The sequence below is a fragment of the Burkholderia sola genome (genome assembly GCF_905400185.1).
Taxonomy (GTDB): domain Bacteria; phylum Pseudomonadota; class Gammaproteobacteria; order Burkholderiales; family Burkholderiaceae; genus Burkholderia; species Burkholderia sola.
Genome location: NZ_FR989675.1, coordinates 2354423 through 2369503, shown reverse-complemented (window position 1 = coordinate 2369503; position 15081 = coordinate 2354423). Strand labels below are relative to the sequence as shown.

The following is a 15081-nucleotide window of genomic DNA, read 5'->3' as shown; positions in this document are numbered from 1 at the left end:
CGGCCGGTTCGCGCCGGCGCGCGCGATCGGCGCGGGTCCGCGCGGGCCGGCACGAAAGGGCGCGATCATCACGCCAATTGCTGAGAGAAGGGCGGGCTTTACGGTATAATCCGTTTTTCCCGCGAGCATCCAGCGATGACCAAATATGTTTTCGTCACCGGCGGCGTAGTTTCTTCCCTCGGCAAGGGTATTGCCGCCGCCTCTCTCGCCGCGATCCTCGAATCGCGCGGTCTGAAAGTCACCCTCCTCAAACTCGATCCCTACATCAACGTCGACCCCGGCACGATGAGCCCGTTCCAGCACGGCGAAGTGTTCGTGACGGAAGACGGAGCGGAGACCGACCTCGACCTCGGCCACTATGAGCGCTTCATCAGCACGAAGATGCGCAAGGCCAACAACTTCACGACCGGCCAGATCTACGAATCGGTGATCCGCAAGGAACGCCGCGGCGACTATCTCGGCAAGACCGTGCAGGTCATTCCGCACATCACGAACGAAATCCAGGCGTTCATCGAGCGCGGGGCGGCATCGGCCACCTGCGGCGAGCCGGACGTCGCGATCGTCGAGATCGGCGGCACGGTCGGCGACATCGAGTCGCTGCCGTTCCTCGAGGCCGCACGCCAGATGAGCCTGCGCCTCGGTCGCAACAGCGCGTGCTTCGTGCACCTGACGCTCGTACCGTACGTCGCGACGGCCGGCGAGCTGAAGACGAAGCCGACCCAGCACAGCGTGCAGAAGCTGCGCGAGATCGGCATCCTGCCGCACGTGCTGCTGTGCCGTGCGGATCGCCGCATCCCCGACGACGAATCGAAGAAGATCTCGATGTTCTCGAACGTGCCGGAAGACGCGGTGATCTCGGTGTGGGACGCCGACAGCATCTACAAGATTCCGCAGATGCTGCACGACCAGGGCCTCGACCGGATCATCTGCGAGGAACTGAAGCTGTCGCCGAAGGACGCCGACCTGAGCATGTGGTCGGCGCTCGTCGAGAAGCTGGAGCATCCGAAGCACGAAGTGACGATCGGCATGGTCGGCAAGTATGTCGATCTGACCGAGTCGTACAAGTCGCTGATCGAAGCGCTGCGTCACGCGTCGATCCACACGTCGACCAAGGTCAACATCGAGTACATCGACTCGGAAGAGCTCGAGGCGAACGGTGTCGACAGCCTGAAGCATCTCGACGCCGTGCTGGTGCCGGGCGGTTTCGGCCGTCGCGGCACGGAAGGCAAGATCGCCGCGGTTCGCTATGCGCGCGAGTCGAAGGTGCCGTATCTCGGCATCTGCCTCGGCATGCAGCTCGCGGTGATCGAATTCGCGCGCGACGTCGTCGGCCTGAAGCAGGCGAACAGCACGGAATTCGATCCGGACACGCCGGAGCGCGTGGTCGCGCTGATCACCGAATGGTACGACCGCGAAGGCAAGGTCGAGACGCGCACCGAGGAATCCGACCTCGGCGGCACGATGCGCCTGGGTTCGCAGCGCTGCCCGATCAAGCCGGGCACGATGGCGGAAGAAATCTACGGCAAGGACGTGAACGAGCGCCATCGCCACCGTTATGAAGTCAATAACCGCTTCGTGCCCCAGCTCGAAGCCGGCGGCCTTATCATCAGCGCCCGTACCCCGAGCGAGGATCTGCCGGAAATGATGGAACTGCCGCGTTCGATGCACCCGTGGTTCGTCGGCGTCCAGTTCCACCCGGAATTCACGTCCACGCCGCGTGACGGTCATCCGCTGTTCAAGTCGTTCGTCGAAGCCGCGCTCGCCAACAAGCAAGCGCGCGGAGTGCAAGCATGAAGCTGTGCGATTTCGAGGTCGGTCTCGACCAGCCTTTCTTCCTGATCGCGGGTACCTGCGTCGTCGAATCGGAGCAAATGACGATCGACACGGCCGGTCGCCTGAAGGAGATCTGCGAGAAGCTGAACGTCCCGTTCATCTACAAGTCGTCCTACGACAAGGCGAACCGCAGTTCGGGCAAGTCGTTTCGCGGCCTCGGAATGGACGAGGGCCTGCGGATCCTCGGCGAGGTGAAGCGTCAGCTCGGCCTGCCGGTGCTGACCGACGTGCATTCGATCGACGAGATCGAGCAGGTCGCGTCGGTCGTCGACGTGCTGCAGACGCCGGCGTTCCTGTGCCGTCAGACCGATTTCATCCATGCGTGCGCGCGCTCGGGCAAGCCCGTCAACATCAAGAAGGGCCAGTTCCTCGCGCCGCACGACATGACGAACGTGATCGACAAGGCGCGCGACGCGGCGCGTGAAGCCGGTCTGTCGGAAGACCGCTTCATGGCGTGCGAGCGCGGCGTCTCGTTCGGCTACAACAATCTCGTGTCGGACATGCGTTCGCTCGCGATCATGCGCGAGACGAACGCGCCGGTCGTGTTCGATGCGACCCACTCGGTGCAGTTGCCGGGCGGGCAGGGCACGAGCTCGGGCGGCCAGCGCGAATTCGTGCCGGTGCTCGCCCGTGCGGCGGTCGCGACGGGCGTCGCGGGCCTCTTCATGGAAACGCATCCGAATCCGGCCGAGGCGAAGTCGGACGGCCCGAACGCGGTGCCGCTGAACCGCATGGGCGCGTTGCTGGAGACCCTCGTCACGCTCGACCAGGCGGTGAAGCGCAATCCGTTCCTGGAAAACGATTTCAATTAAAGATCGAATGAACCTTGCGACGGCTTCGCGCGTCTGTAGCGAAAGCGGTTCCGGCGCGCACGCCGTTGCAGTTTGAAGAATCCATCGTCATTCTCAGAGGAAACCCATGAGTGCAATCGTAGATATCATCGGCCGCGAGATTCTGGATTCGCGCGGCAACCCCACCGTCGAATGCGACGTGCTGCTCGAATCGGGCACGATGGGCCGCGCGGCGGTGCCGTCGGGCGCGTCCACCGGCTCGCGTGAAGCGATCGAACTGCGCGACGGCGAAGCCGGCCGCTACAACGGCAAGGGCGTGCTGAAGGCGGTCGAGCACATCAACACCGAAATCTCCGAAGCCATCATGGGCCTCGACGCGTCGGAACAGGCGTTCCTCGACAAGACGCTGCTCGAGCTGGACGGCACCGACAACAAGTCGCGCCTCGGCGCGAACGCGATGCTGGCCGTGTCGATGGCCGTCGCGAAGGCCGCCGCCGAAGAGGCCGGCCTGCCGCTGTACCGCTATTTCGGCGGCTCGGGTGCGATGCAACTGCCGGTGCCGATGATGAACATCGTCAACGGCGGCGCGCACGCGAACAACAGCCTGGACATCCAGGAATTCATGATCGTCCCGGTCAGCCAGCCGACGTTCCGTGAAGCGCTGCGTTGCGGCGCGGAAGTGTTCCACGCGCTGAAGAAAATCCTGAGCGACCGCGGCATGAGCACGGCGGTCGGCGACGAAGGCGGCTTCGCACCGAACTTCGGCAGCAACGACGAGTGCCTGTCGACGATCCTGCAGGCGATCGAGAAGGCCGGCTACCGTGCGGGCGAAGACGTGCTGCTCGCGCTCGACTGCGCGGCATCCGAGTTCTACCACGACGGCAAGTACCAGCTCGCGGGCGAAGGCCTGCAACTGTCGTCGGCCGAATTCACCGACTACCTCGCGACGCTCGCCGACAAGTTCCCGATCGTGTCGATCGAGGACGGCATGCACGAAAGCGACTGGGACGGCTGGAAGCTGCTGACCGATCGCCTCGGCAAGAAGGTGCAACTGGTCGGCGACGACCTGTTCGTCACGAACACGCGCATCCTGAAGGAAGGCATCGAGAAGGGCATCGCGAACTCGATCCTCATCAAGATCAACCAGATTGGTACGCTGACCGAAACGTTCGCGGCGATCGAAATGGCGAAGCGCGCGGGTTACACGGCCGTGATCTCGCACCGCTCGGGCGAAACGGAAGATTCGACGATCGCGGACATCGCGGTCGGCCTGAACGCCGGTCAGATCAAGACGGGTTCGCTGTCGCGCAGCGATCGCATCTCGAAGTACAACCAGCTGCTGCGTATCGAGGAAGATCTCGGCGACATCGCGAGCTACCCGGGCAAATCGGCTTTCTATAACCTGCGCTAACGCGCTACTATCGGGTTCGTCATCTCGACGCCGCTCTGTGCCTGTGCGCGGAGCGGCGCTTCTTATATCTGCGTCTCTTACATGCGGCTTGTCACTGTCGTCCTGATTGCCTTGCTGGCGCTCATTCAGTACCCCCTATGGTGGGGACACGGCGGCTGGCTGCGGGTGCACGAATTGCGTCAGCAACTCGACGACCAGCTGCAGAAGAACGCGGACGAGAAGCTGCGCAACGAGCGCACCGCCGGCGAAGTGCAGGATCTGCAGAGCGGCACCGCGGCGATCGAGGAGCGTGCGCGCTACGAGATGGGCATGGTGAAGGATGGCGAAGTATTCGTGCAGTTCGTGTCGCCGAATGCACCTGCAGGACCGGTGAACACCACGCCGTCGAATACGTCGACGCGCGGCGCCGTGTCCGCGGCGCCGGTGCGGGTCGTGCCGAATCCGCAGTCGATCGCGAAGCCGTCGCGGCATCACGGCGGCGACAAGGGCAAGCCGGCGCATCACTGAGCGCGGTACGTCGAATCCATTGAAAAAGCGCGGGAAATGCCGCGCTTTTTTATTTCCTGCCGGTCGTCAATCGATCGGGCGACGCCCGTTCACCACCACCAGCCGGGGTAGCCGTAACCGACGCCCGTGCCCCAGCGATTGCCCCATCCGCCGTAGTAGCCGCCGTAGACCGTCACCGGCGGCGGCGAGTAATAGGCCCACGCGCGCGCGGCCGCTTCGGCCGCCATCGCGCTGTTCTGCTCGCGCAACACCTGCCGGTCGATCTCGTCGTAGCGCTTGCGTTCGGCGCTCGACAGCACGGGCGGCTGGCCGCCTGACGCACCCGGTTCCGGCAGGCGGCTCAGGATCGTGGCAGTCGGCGGCGGCATCGCGCAGCCGGCAAGCGCGAGCGTGCCGGCGGCCATGCTCGTCAGGACGACGGTGCGGACGGTGCGGACGGTGCAAAAGGGGCGGCGATTCATGTGTTTCTCCTGCGGCGCGCCGACCGTGGAAAGCGGCTGGCGCCGAAGGCCGTGCCTTCGGCGCTCGAACCGCGCGTGCGGCGCTCGTGCGTCATTATGCGCCCGCGCCGTGCCGCTGGTGGGCACGGGCATGCGGCTCACGCGCGACTCAGTGACGCTGGTCGGTCGCGGGTGCGATGCCGGTTTCGACACCGGGCGCCGCGAACAGTTGCGCGACGTCGACCGGATCGAATTCGTAGCGCTGGTTGCAGAACTCGCAGTGGATCTCGACGTGGCCACGCTCGACGATCACGCTGTCGACTTCCTCACGACCGAGCATGCGCAGCATCGCACCGACCTTCTCGCGCGAACACGAACACTGGAAGCGCGTGCCGGCCGGTTCGAAGTGCTGCACGTTTTCCTGCCAGAACAGCCGGCGGAACACCACTTCCGGTTCGACCTCGAGCAGCTCCTTCGCGGACAGCGTGGCGCCGAGCGTGCACACGCGCTCCCACGTGTCGATATCGGTTTCGGCGTTGCGCGGCACGATGCCGCCGTCGCCCGGCAGCTTCTGCAGCAGCATCCCGACCGCGCGGTCGCGATCGGCCGCGAGCCACAACCGGGTGTCGAGCTGCTCCGAATGATGCATGTAGTGCTCGAGCACCTGCGACACCGATTCGAGCGGGCCGTCGACGCCGTTCAGCGGCACGATGCCCTGGTACGGCTGCTGGCCCGGCAGCTTGTCGGCCGGGTCGAGCGTGATCACGCAGCGGCCGTGGCCGCTTGCGTTGACGAGCGACGCGAAGCGCGTGTCGTCGCCGATCGTCTGCGCGGCGTCGCCGGCGAACTTCGCGGTGGCCCGCATCGACAGGTCGGACCCGCACTGGACGACCAGCATCTGGACCGGCCCGTCGCCGAAGATCTGCATGATCAGGGTGCCGTGAAATTTCAGGTTCGCGGACAGCAGCGCGCACGCGGCCATCATCTCGCCGAGCACCGTGCGCACGGGGGCGGGGTAGTCGCGGCGGGCGAGTACTTCCTGCCACGTGTTGCGCAGCGAAACGATCTCGCCGCGCACGGGCGCCGCATTGAACATGAATTTCTGTAACTGGTCGCTCACTCTTCTTCCTTGAAATCCGTGCGGATCACCCGATCCGCACGAGTTGCTCCTTGAAATGCGCGCGTCGCTCGACATACGTCTTCGCGTTCGCGCGCAGCCGCGCGACGTCTTCGGCCGACAGCTCGCGCACGACTTTCGCCGGTGCGCCGAGAATCAGCGAGTTGTCCGGGAACGTCTTGCCTTCCGTCACGACCGCGCCGGCACCGACCAGACAGTTGCGGCCGATGATCGCTCCATTCAAGACCACCGCCTGAATTCCGATCAGCGAACCTTCGCCGATCGTGCAGCCGTGCAGCATCGCCTGGTGCCCGATCGTCACGTTGTCGGCGATCGTCAGCGGAAAGCCCGGGTCGGTATGCAGGACCGCGCCTTCCTGGACGTTGCTGCCGGCGCCGACCGTAATCGTCTCGTTGTCGCCGCGAATCGTCGCGCCGAACCACACGCTCGCGTTTTCCTCGAGCACGACCTTGCCGATGATGGCTGCCGTATCGGCGACGAATACGCTTTCGTGGATCGTCGGGGCCGTATCGCCCAGCTTGTAGATCGTCACGGGGTCTCCTTGTCTCTTCGATGATGGGCGCCGGTAGAATGGCGCGTCCGGTTTGCTCGGCGCCTGGCGCCGCGGAACAAACGCATATTGTAAACCGTCGCGTGCCTGTGCTCCCGCATGCGTACGCAAGGTGTCCCCGTTTATGAGCATCGTGTCTTCTTCTTTCGGCCCGGCGCCCGCCTGTGTGCGCAGCGTGGCGCTCGACGCGCTGCGTATTGCCGAGCCGGCGGCCAAGGCCGCGCAGGTGCGCGTGCTGCACGATGCGCTGCGGGCCGGGCAGGCCGCGATCGCGCCGGCGCTTGAACTGCGCGAACCGGCCGGTCTGCCCGGGCGCCCGGCACGGCCGCCGCTCGTCGAGCCGCGCGAACTGCAGCGGCGCAGCATGCGGTCGCCGGAAGGGCGTGCCGTGCTGTTGCACGCGCTTGCCCATATCGAATTCAATGCGATCAACCTGGCGCTTGACGCGGTCTGGCGCTTCGCGGGCCTGCCGGACGCGTTCTACGCGGACTGGCTGAAGGTCGCGGCCGAGGAGGCCTATCACTTCACGCTGCTGTCCGACCGGCTCGCCGACGGATTCGGGCATGCGTACGGCGACTTTCCCGCGCACAACGGGCTGTGGGAGATGTGCGAGCGGACCAGGGACGACGTGCTCGCGCGCATGGCGCTCGTGCCGCGGACGCTCGAGGCCCGCGGGCTCGACGCGTCGCCGCCGATCCGCGCGCGGCTCGTGCAGGCGGGCGACGATGCGTCGGCCGCGATCCTCGACGTGATCCTGCGCGACGAAATCGGCCATGTCGCGATCGGCAACCGCTGGTTCCGTCATCTGTGCGACGCGGCCGGGCGCGATCCGGTGCCGACCTATCGGCAGCTCGCCGAGCAGTACCACGCACCGCGACTGCGCGGCCCGTTCAATTTCGATGCGCGGCGCGATGCCGGCTTCGACCAGGCCGAACTCGACGAACTGGCCGCGCAGGACGCGGCGGACGGACGCCCCGCGCATTAGCCGGATCGCGTTCGGCCGCGTCCGGACGGCCGCCGGCCGGCTCGCGCACCGGATCGATGCCATCTGCCGGCCGGCGCCGGAACGACCTCGCCGCTAGAGCGGTACCTCGATCGCGGGCCGCCGGAGCCGGGGCGCCGCTATAATCGAACGACCATTCTTTTTTTGAGCGGCTGCAATGACTGCCTCGAGTTCTGTTTCCGATTTCGTCACGGTGCGCGGCGTCCAGCTGCATGTGCGGCGCTGGGGCCGGCCCGATGCGCCGACGCTGTTCATGCTGCACGGCTGGATGGACGTCGCGGCGTCGTTCCAGTTCGTCGTCGATGCGCTCGCGGGCGACTGGCGGGTGATCGCGCCCGATGCGCGCGGCTTCGGGCTGTCCGACTGGCCGGTCGCGCGGCAGGGCGGCGGCCACTATTGGTTCCACGAATACCTGGCTGATCTCGATGCGCTCGTCGACCGCTATGCGCCGACCGGCGAGGTGAATCTGGTCGGACACAGCATGGGCGCGAACGTCGTGTGCCTGTATGCCGGCGCGCGGCCGGAGCGCGTGCGGCGGGTGGTCGATCTCGAAGGGTTCGGGCTCGCGCCGGCCCGCGCCGAACAGGCGCCGCGCCGGCTGCGCGGCTGGCTCGACGAGTTGCGCCAGCCGCCCGCGCTGCGGCCGAACGCATCCCTCGACGACGTGGCGGCGCGCCTGATCAAGACCAATCCGCGGCTCGACCCGCGCCGCGCCGCGTTTCTCGCCGCGCACTGGTCGAAACGCGGCGACGACGGCCTCTACCACCTGCTGGCCGACCCGGCGCACAAGATGCCCGGCCCGCTGCTGTACCGGCTCGACGAAGTGATGGCGACCTGGAAACAGGTGCGCGCGAAGGTGCTGCACGTCGAGGCCGTCAATTCGCCGACGCTCGCTTACATCGCCGGCGACATCCCGCTGCCCGAATTCAAGGCGCGTTTCAACGCATTCCCGGACTGGCGCGAGAAGCTCATCGAGGATGCCGGGCACATGGTGCACCACGACCAGCCCGAGCAGATCGCGGCGCTGATCGAGGCGTTCTGCGCATAGGCGCGTGGCGCGGGCGGCACGGCGGCCGGGCGGCGCAATTGCGGCGTTGCAGTAGAATGAGGCCTTACCTGCGATGCCGATAATGAACGCCGATCTCCACTGCCATTCCAATGTTTCCGACGGGTTGCTGTCGCCTGCCGACGTCGCGCGCCGCGCGCATGCGGGCGGCGTGACCCTGTGGGCGCTGACCGATCACGACGAGATCGGCGGCCAGGCGGCGGCGCGCAGCGAGGCGGAAGCGCTCGGCATGCGCTACCTGAGCGGCGTCGAGATTTCGGTCACGTGGGCATCGCGCACCGTGCACATCGTCGGTCTGCACATCGATCCCGCCCATCCGGCGCTGGTCGACGGCCTGTACCGCACGCGCCACGGCCGCGCGGCGCGCGCGCTGGCGATCGCCGAGCAACTCGCGACGCTCGGCATTCCCGGCGCGTACGAAGGCGCGCTGAAATACGTGTCGAATCCCGACCTGATCTCGCGCACGCACTTCGCGCGCTTTCTCGTCGAAAACGGCCACGCCGAATCGACGTCGGACGTGTTCGATCGCCTGCTCGGCGACGGCAAGCCCGGCTTCGTCCCGCATCGCTGGGCGTCGCTGTCCGACGCGGTCGGCTGGATCCGCGCGGCGGGCGGCGAAGCGGTGGTCGCGCATCCGGGCCGCTATCGCTATACGCCGGTCGAATTCGACGCGTTCTTCGGCGAGTTCATCGATCTCGGCGGCCGCGCGATCGAGGTCATCACGGGTAGCCACACGCCCGACCAGTACCGCGAATACGCGGACGTTGCACGCCGCTTCGGCTTCGAAGTGTCGCGCGGCTCGGATTTCCATGCGCCGGGCGAGGGCCGCATCGAGCTCGGCAGCCTGCCGCCGTTGCCGCCCGACCTGACACCGGTCTGGGAGCGCTGGCTCTGACGCCGGGCGGCTTCGGGCGGCCCGCGTTGCCGCCGATGCGTGCATCCGACTTCTCCCTCTTTACGTGTCCCCATGTCCCAGTTCTTCAGGATTCATCCGGATAATCCGCAGCCGCGCCTGATCAAGCAGGCGGTGGAGATCGTCAACAAGGGCGGCGTGATCGCGATGCCGACCGATTCGAGCTATGCGCTCGCGTGCCATCTCGACGACAAGGATGCGGTCGAGCGCGTGCGCCGGATTCGCGGCCTCGACGAGAAGCAGCACCTGTCGCTGCTCGTGCGCGACCTGTCGGAGCTCGCCAACTTCGCGATGGTCGACAACCGCCAGTACCGGCAGATCAAGTCGGTGACGCCGGGCCCGTACGTGTTCATCCTGCAGGCGACGAAGGAAGTGCCGCGCCGGCTGTCGCACCCGTCGCGCAAGACGATCGGGCTGCGCGTGCCCGATCATGCGATCACGCTCGCGCTGCTGGAGTCGCTCGGCCAGCCGCTGCTCGGCACGACGCTGATCCTGCCGCCGGACGACGAACCGCTGAACGATCCGGAGGAAATCCGCACGCGCCTCGAGAAACAGGTCGACCTCGTGATCGACGGCGGCGCGTGCCCGCGCGAACCGTCGACGGTGATCGACCTGACCGGCGACGCGCCCGAACTCATCCGCGCGGGGCGCGGCGCGCTCGAACCGTTCGGCCTCTCGGCCGCATGAGCGCGCCGTTCATTTTTGCGCGAGTGCGCTTGTTACAATAACGCGATATGGATGCTTCCCTGATACAGACCATCGCCGTCTACGCGTTGCCCGTGATCTTCGCGATCACGCTGCACGAGGCCGCGCATGGCTACGCTGCACGCCTGCTCGGCGACAACACCGCGTACGCGATGGGGCGCGTGTCGTTCAATCCGATGCGCCACATCGACCCGCTCGGCACGATTGCCATTCCGCTCGCGATGTACTTCCTGACCGGCGGCGCGTTCCTGTTCGGCTATGCGAAGCCGGTGCCGGTATCGTTCGGCAACCTGCGCAATCCGCGCTGGGGCAGCCTGTGGGTCGCGCTCGCGGGCCCGGCCTGCAACTTCGTGCAGGCGCTCGTCTGGGGCCTGCTGACGCTCGTGCTGCCGGCCGTCGGCGTCGACGAGCCGTTCTTCACGCGGATGGCGTTCGCCGGCGTCAGCGCGAACCTCGTGCTCGGCGTGCTGAACCTGTTTCCGCTGCCGCCGCTCGACGGCGGCCGCATCCTGGCGGCGCTGCTGCCGACCAGGCAATCGATCGCGCTGTCGCGCATCGAGCCGTACGGTTTCATCATCGTCCTCGTGCTCGTCACGACGGGCGTGCTGACGAACTTCTGGCTGCGTCCGCTCGTCAATGTCGGCTACGCCGTCCTGAGCGCCATCCTGTCCCCCTTCGCCTCGCTTTTCTAACGACAATCATGTTCCCAGAACGTATTTTCTCCGGCATGCGACCCACCGGGTCGCTGCACCTCGGTCATTACCACGGCGTGCTGAAAAACTGGGTGAAGCTGCAGTCCGAGTACCCGTGCTTCTTCTGCGTCGTCGACTGGCATGCGCTGACGACGCACTACGAGACGCCCGAGGTCATCGAGAAGAACGTGTGGGACGTGCTGATCGACTGGCTCGCGTCCGGCATCGATCCCGCGCAGGCGACACTGTTCATCCAGAGCAAGGTGCCCGAGCATGCGGAACTCGCGCTGCTGCTCGGCATGAGCACGCCGCTCGGCTGGCTCGAACGCGTGCCCACCTACAAGGAGCAGATGGAGAAGCTGAAGGACAAGGATCTGTCCACCTACGGCTTCCTCGGCTACCCGGTGCTGATGGCGGCCGACATCCTGCTGTATCGCGGCTCGCTCGTGCCGGTCGGCGAGGACCAGGTGCCGCACGTCGAGATGACGCGCGAGATCGCGCGCCGCTTCAACTACCTGTACGGCCGCGAGCCCGGTTTCGAGGAGAAGGCGCTCGACGCCGCGAAGAAGCTCGGCGGCAAGCGCGCGAAGCTCTATCACGAGCTGCGCAACGCGTATCAGCAGGAAGGCGACGACGAGGCGCTCGAACAGGCGCGCGCGATGCTGCAGGAATCGCAAAGCCTGTCGATGAGCGACCGCGAGCGCCTGTTCGGCTATCTCGAAGGCGCGCGCAAGATCATCCTGGTCGAGCCGCAGGCGCTGCTGACCGAAGCGTCGCGGATGCCGGGCCTCGACGGGCAGAAGATGTCCAAGTCGTACGGCAACACGATCGGCCTGCGTGAAGACGCCGACACGATCACGAAGAAGGTCCGCACGATGCCGACCGATCCGGCCCGCGTGCGCCGCACCGATCCGGGCGATCCCGACAAGTGCCCGGTGTGGCAGCTTCACCAGGTCTACACGGACGAAGCGACGCACGAGTGGGTGCAGAAGGGCTGCCGTTCGGCGGGTATCGGCTGCCTCGACTGCAAGCAGCCGGTCGTCGAAGGCATCCTGCGCGAACAGCAGCCGATGCTCGAGCGCGCGCAGAAGTACATGGACGATCCGTCGCTGCTGCGTGCGATCGTCGCGGACGGTTGCGACAAGGCGCGCAAGTACGCGACGGAAACGATGCGCGACGTGCGCGACGCAATGGGCCTGTCGTACAACTGATCCGGCGCATGAGCGAATCCGTCATCGCCGCTGCGGGCGGCCACGTCGGCCAGGCCGAGCCGTCGCGCTGGGTCGCGCAATGGGCGCGGCTCGTGCCGGCCGGCGGCGCGGTGCTCGACGTCGCCGCGGGCGGCGGCCGCCATGCGCGCGGGTTCGCGTCGCGCGGGCATCCGGTCGTCGCGCTCGATCGCGATCCGGCCGCGCTGGCCGCATTGCGCGCGATTCCGGGTGTCGATGCCCGAGCGGCCGATCTCGAGGGCGCGCCGTGGCCGCTGCCGGCCGGCGAGCAGTACGCGGCCGTGATCGTCACGAACTACCTGCATCGTCCGCTCTGGCCCCATCTGCTCGATGCGGTGGCGCCGGGCGGCGTGCTGATCTACGAAACCTTCGCGCAAGGAAACGAAACGGTCGGAAAACCGTCCAACCCCGCGTTCCTGCTCGCCCCGGGCGAGTTGCTGGACGCCGTGCACGGCCGCCTGCGGGTGGTCGCGTACGAGGACGGTTTCATCGCCGCGCCGCGCGAGGCATTCGTCCAGCGTCTTAGCGCAGTGCGCGAGGGCGCGACCCCGAAGGCGGGGGCGGGAATTCCACGTTACGAACTGCCCGGCTAATCCGCTACAATCTCAATGTTTACCGGTACATACTCAATCGCGTTTCATGGCTAACGGCACCCAAGACGGCATTCAAATCCGCGGCAGCATCCCCGCGATCGTCACCCCGATGCTCGAAGACGGCAGTCTCGATCTGCCGGCGTTTCGCAAACTGGTCGACTGGCACATCGCGGAAGGCACCGATGCGCTGGTCGTCGTCGGTACGAGCGGCGAGTCGGCAACGCTCAGCGTCGAAGAGCACATCCTGATGATCCGCACGGCGGTCGAGCATGCGGCGAAACGCATCCCGATCATCGCGGGCGCCGGCGGCAATTCGACCGCCGAGGCGATCGAGCTGACGAAGCACGCGAAGGCCGTCGGCGCGGACGCGACGCTGCAGGTCGTGCCGTACTACAACAAGCCGACGCAGGAAGGCATGTACCGCCACTTCCGGACGATCGCCGAAGCGGTCGACCTGCCGGTGATCCTGTACAACGTGCCGGGCCGCACGGTCGCGGACATGGCGCACGAGACGACGCTGCGCCTCGCGCAGGTGCCGGGCATCATCGGCGTGAAGGAAGCGACCGGCAACATCGATCGCGCCGCGCACCTGATCAAGGCCGCGCCGAAGCATTTCGCGATCTACAGCGGCGACGATCCGACCGCGATCGCGCTGATGCTGCTCGGCGGCCACGGCAACATCTCGGTGACCGCGAACGTCGCGCCGCGCGCGATGAGCGAGCTGTGCCGCGCGGCGCTGGCCGGCGACGTCGCAACGGCGCGCGAACTGCACATGAAGCTGCTGTCGCTGCACAAGAATCTGTTCATCGAAGCGAACCCGATCCCGGTGAAGTGGGCGCTGCAGGCGATGGGCAAGATGCAGGGCGGGATCCGGCTGCCGCTCACGGCGCTCGACGAGCGCTGCCACGATGCCGTGCGTTCGGCCCTCGTCGAGGCCGGCGTTCTCGCCTGATGCCGACGCGGCCGCGTCCTGCGGCCGCCGGCTCGACCCCTGATCAACCCGCACCGGCCGGCTCCGTCCGGCGCCGCTCCTGACGAGCGTTCTAGCAAGACGAAGGATTTCATGAAACGTTTCGCCATTTCCTCTCGCGCCATCCAGTTGTCGGTGGTGGCGCTGGCGCTGGGCGCGCTCGCTGGCTGCGATACGCTGAACGACTACCTGGCCCCCGACCGGGTCAACTACAAGAACACCGGCTCGGCGCCGCCGCTCGCGGTGCCGAGCGACCTGAAGCCGGTGCAGACGACGCAGCAGTTCGTCGCGCCACCGACCAACGCAGGACTCGGCACGCTGCCGCCGCGGGCCACGACGCAAGCGGGCAACGCGACCGACGGCATCCCGAGCGCGCAGGATCCGCTCGGCATGCACATCGAGCGCGACGGCGATCGCCGCTGGCTCGTCGTCGACGGCCGCACGCCCGAGCAGCTGTGGCCGATCCTGAAGGAGTTCTGGCAGGAGAACGGCTTCTCGCTGAAGACCGATGCGCCGTCGACGGGCATCATGGCCACCGACTGGGCCGAGAACCGCGCGAACATTCCGGACGACTGGTTCCGCCGCACGATCGGCCGGGTCATCGATTTCGCGTACTCGTCGGGCACGCGCGACCGCTTCCGCACGCTCGTGAACCGGACGTCGGACGGCAACACCGACATCTCGATCACGCATAGCGCGATGGAAGAAATGATGGTCGGCCCGCAGGGCGGCACGTCGTCGCGCTGGGAGGAGCGTCCGCGCAACCCGGTGCTCGAAGCCGTGTTCCTGTCGAAGCTGATGCAGAAGTTCGGCCTGACCGACGCGCAGGCGAAGCAGTTGCTGACCGATGCGCGCCCGGCGACGGCGCCGGCGCAGGTCAGCGACACGAGCGGCGGCGCGGCGACGCTGCAACTGGCCGAGTCGTTCGATCGCGCGTGGCTGCGCGTGGGCCTGGCGCTCGACCGGACCAACTTCACGGTCGACAATCGCGACCGCGAGAAGGGCGTCTATACCGTGCGCTATGCGAATTCGATGGAAGAGCTCAAGCGTGACGGCCTGTTCGGCAAGCTGTTCTACGGCGGCCCGTCGGCAGCCAAGCCCGGCAAGGAATACCTGATCAACGTGCGCGCGGCAGGCGCCAGCGGCACGCAGGTGGCGGTGATCGGCGCGAACGGCCAAGTCGACAACTCGTCGGACGCGCAGCGGATCATTTCGCTGCTGCACGCGCAGCTGAACTGAG

General features: G+C 66.8%; 16 protein-coding genes. 13 read left to right on the top strand and 3 right to left on the bottom strand.

Translation table 11 applies throughout. The features are described 5' to 3' along the window. The first annotated feature begins 135 nt into the window (after positions 1-135). From pyrG to ftsB, 4 genes are all read left to right on the top strand, one after another. Complete coding sequence (pyrG, locus tag KR541_RS10890; protein WP_050012994.1) at positions 136-1794, top strand: CTP synthase; 1659 nt, start codon at positions 136-138, stop codon at positions 1792-1794. Next, positions 1791-2645, top strand: a complete 855-nt coding sequence (gene kdsA, locus KR541_RS10885; RefSeq protein ID WP_050012993.1) for a 3-deoxy-8-phosphooctulonate synthase — start codon at positions 1791-1793, stop codon at positions 2643-2645. The genes pyrG and kdsA overlap by 4 nt, the downstream gene beginning before the upstream one ends. A gap of 106 nt (positions 2646-2751) precedes the next feature. After that, entirely contained in the window at positions 2752-4035 is a 1284-nt protein-coding gene (gene eno, locus KR541_RS10880) for a phosphopyruvate hydratase (protein ID WP_006478406.1), read from the top strand. 81 nt (positions 4036-4116) lie between these two features. Then, positions 4117-4542: a cell division protein FtsB gene (gene ftsB / locus KR541_RS10875; protein ID WP_011549473.1), complete on the top strand. Its 426-nt coding sequence runs from the start codon at positions 4117-4119 to the stop codon at positions 4540-4542. A gap of 89 nt (positions 4543-4631) precedes the next feature. Here the strand turns inward: ftsB and KR541_RS10870 are convergent, their stop codons facing one another. The 3 genes from KR541_RS10870 to KR541_RS10860 form a co-directional block, all read right to left on the bottom strand. Continuing rightward, a complete protein-coding gene (locus KR541_RS10870; protein ID WP_124714605.1) occupies positions 4632-5003 on the bottom strand; it encodes a hypothetical protein in 372 nt (123 codons plus the stop codon). 148 nt (positions 5004-5151) lie between these two features. Continuing rightward, on the bottom strand, positions 5152-6102 hold the full coding sequence (gene hslO, locus KR541_RS10865; RefSeq protein WP_050012991.1) for an Hsp33 family molecular chaperone HslO: 951 nt from the start codon (positions 6100-6102) through the stop codon (positions 5152-5154). A 25-nt stretch (positions 6103-6127) separates the two neighbouring features. Further along, a complete protein-coding gene (locus KR541_RS10860; protein ID WP_089488588.1) occupies positions 6128-6652 on the bottom strand; it encodes a gamma carbonic anhydrase family protein in 525 nt (174 codons plus the stop codon). Positions 6653-6794: 142 nt separating this feature from the next. Between KR541_RS10860 and KR541_RS10855 the strand changes: the two genes are divergently transcribed. The 9 genes from KR541_RS10855 to bamC all read left to right on the top strand — a co-directional run bounded on the left by KR541_RS10855 (position 6795) and on the right by bamC (position 15080). Further along, on the top strand, positions 6795-7655 hold the full coding sequence (locus KR541_RS10855) for a ferritin-like domain-containing protein (RefSeq protein WP_050012989.1): 861 nt from the start codon (positions 6795-6797) through the stop codon (positions 7653-7655). Between the two features lie 175 nt (positions 7656-7830). Next, on the top strand, positions 7831-8721 hold the full coding sequence (locus tag KR541_RS10850) for an alpha/beta fold hydrolase (RefSeq protein WP_216089532.1): 891 nt from the start codon (positions 7831-7833) through the stop codon (positions 8719-8721). Between the two features lie 82 nt (positions 8722-8803). Beyond that, complete coding sequence (locus KR541_RS10845) at positions 8804-9634, top strand: 3',5'-nucleoside bisphosphate phosphatase (protein WP_034178618.1); 831 nt, start codon at positions 8804-8806, stop codon at positions 9632-9634. A 72-nt stretch (positions 9635-9706) separates the two neighbouring features. Further along, complete coding sequence (locus tag KR541_RS10840) at positions 9707-10339, top strand: L-threonylcarbamoyladenylate synthase (protein WP_050012987.1); 633 nt, start codon at positions 9707-9709, stop codon at positions 10337-10339. 47 nt (positions 10340-10386) lie between these two features. Next, positions 10387-11049 (top strand): site-2 protease family protein, encoded by a 663-nt coding sequence (locus tag KR541_RS10835; RefSeq protein WP_011549479.1) that lies wholly within the window; start codon positions 10387-10389, stop codon positions 11047-11049. Positions 11050-11057: 8 nt separating this feature from the next. Next, the gene (locus KR541_RS10830) at positions 11058-12260 is read left to right on the top strand and encodes a tryptophan--tRNA ligase (protein ID WP_050012986.1); all 1203 of its coding nucleotides are present in this window, start codon (positions 11058-11060) and stop codon (positions 12258-12260) included. 8 nt (positions 12261-12268) lie between these two features. Then, positions 12269-12871, top strand: coding sequence for a class I SAM-dependent methyltransferase (locus KR541_RS10825; protein WP_050012985.1), 603 nt, complete (start codon positions 12269-12271; stop codon positions 12869-12871). A gap of 46 nt (positions 12872-12917) precedes the next feature. After that, positions 12918-13823, top strand: coding sequence for a 4-hydroxy-tetrahydrodipicolinate synthase (gene dapA / locus KR541_RS10820; protein WP_050012984.1), 906 nt, complete (start codon positions 12918-12920; stop codon positions 13821-13823). A gap of 111 nt (positions 13824-13934) precedes the next feature. Further along, positions 13935-15080 carry an NlpB/DapX family lipoprotein gene (gene bamC / locus KR541_RS10815; RefSeq protein ID WP_050012983.1) on the top strand — a complete coding sequence of 382 codons (1146 nt, stop codon included), beginning with the start codon at positions 13935-13937 and terminating at the stop codon, positions 15078-15080. Position 15081 lies beyond the last annotated feature (1 nt).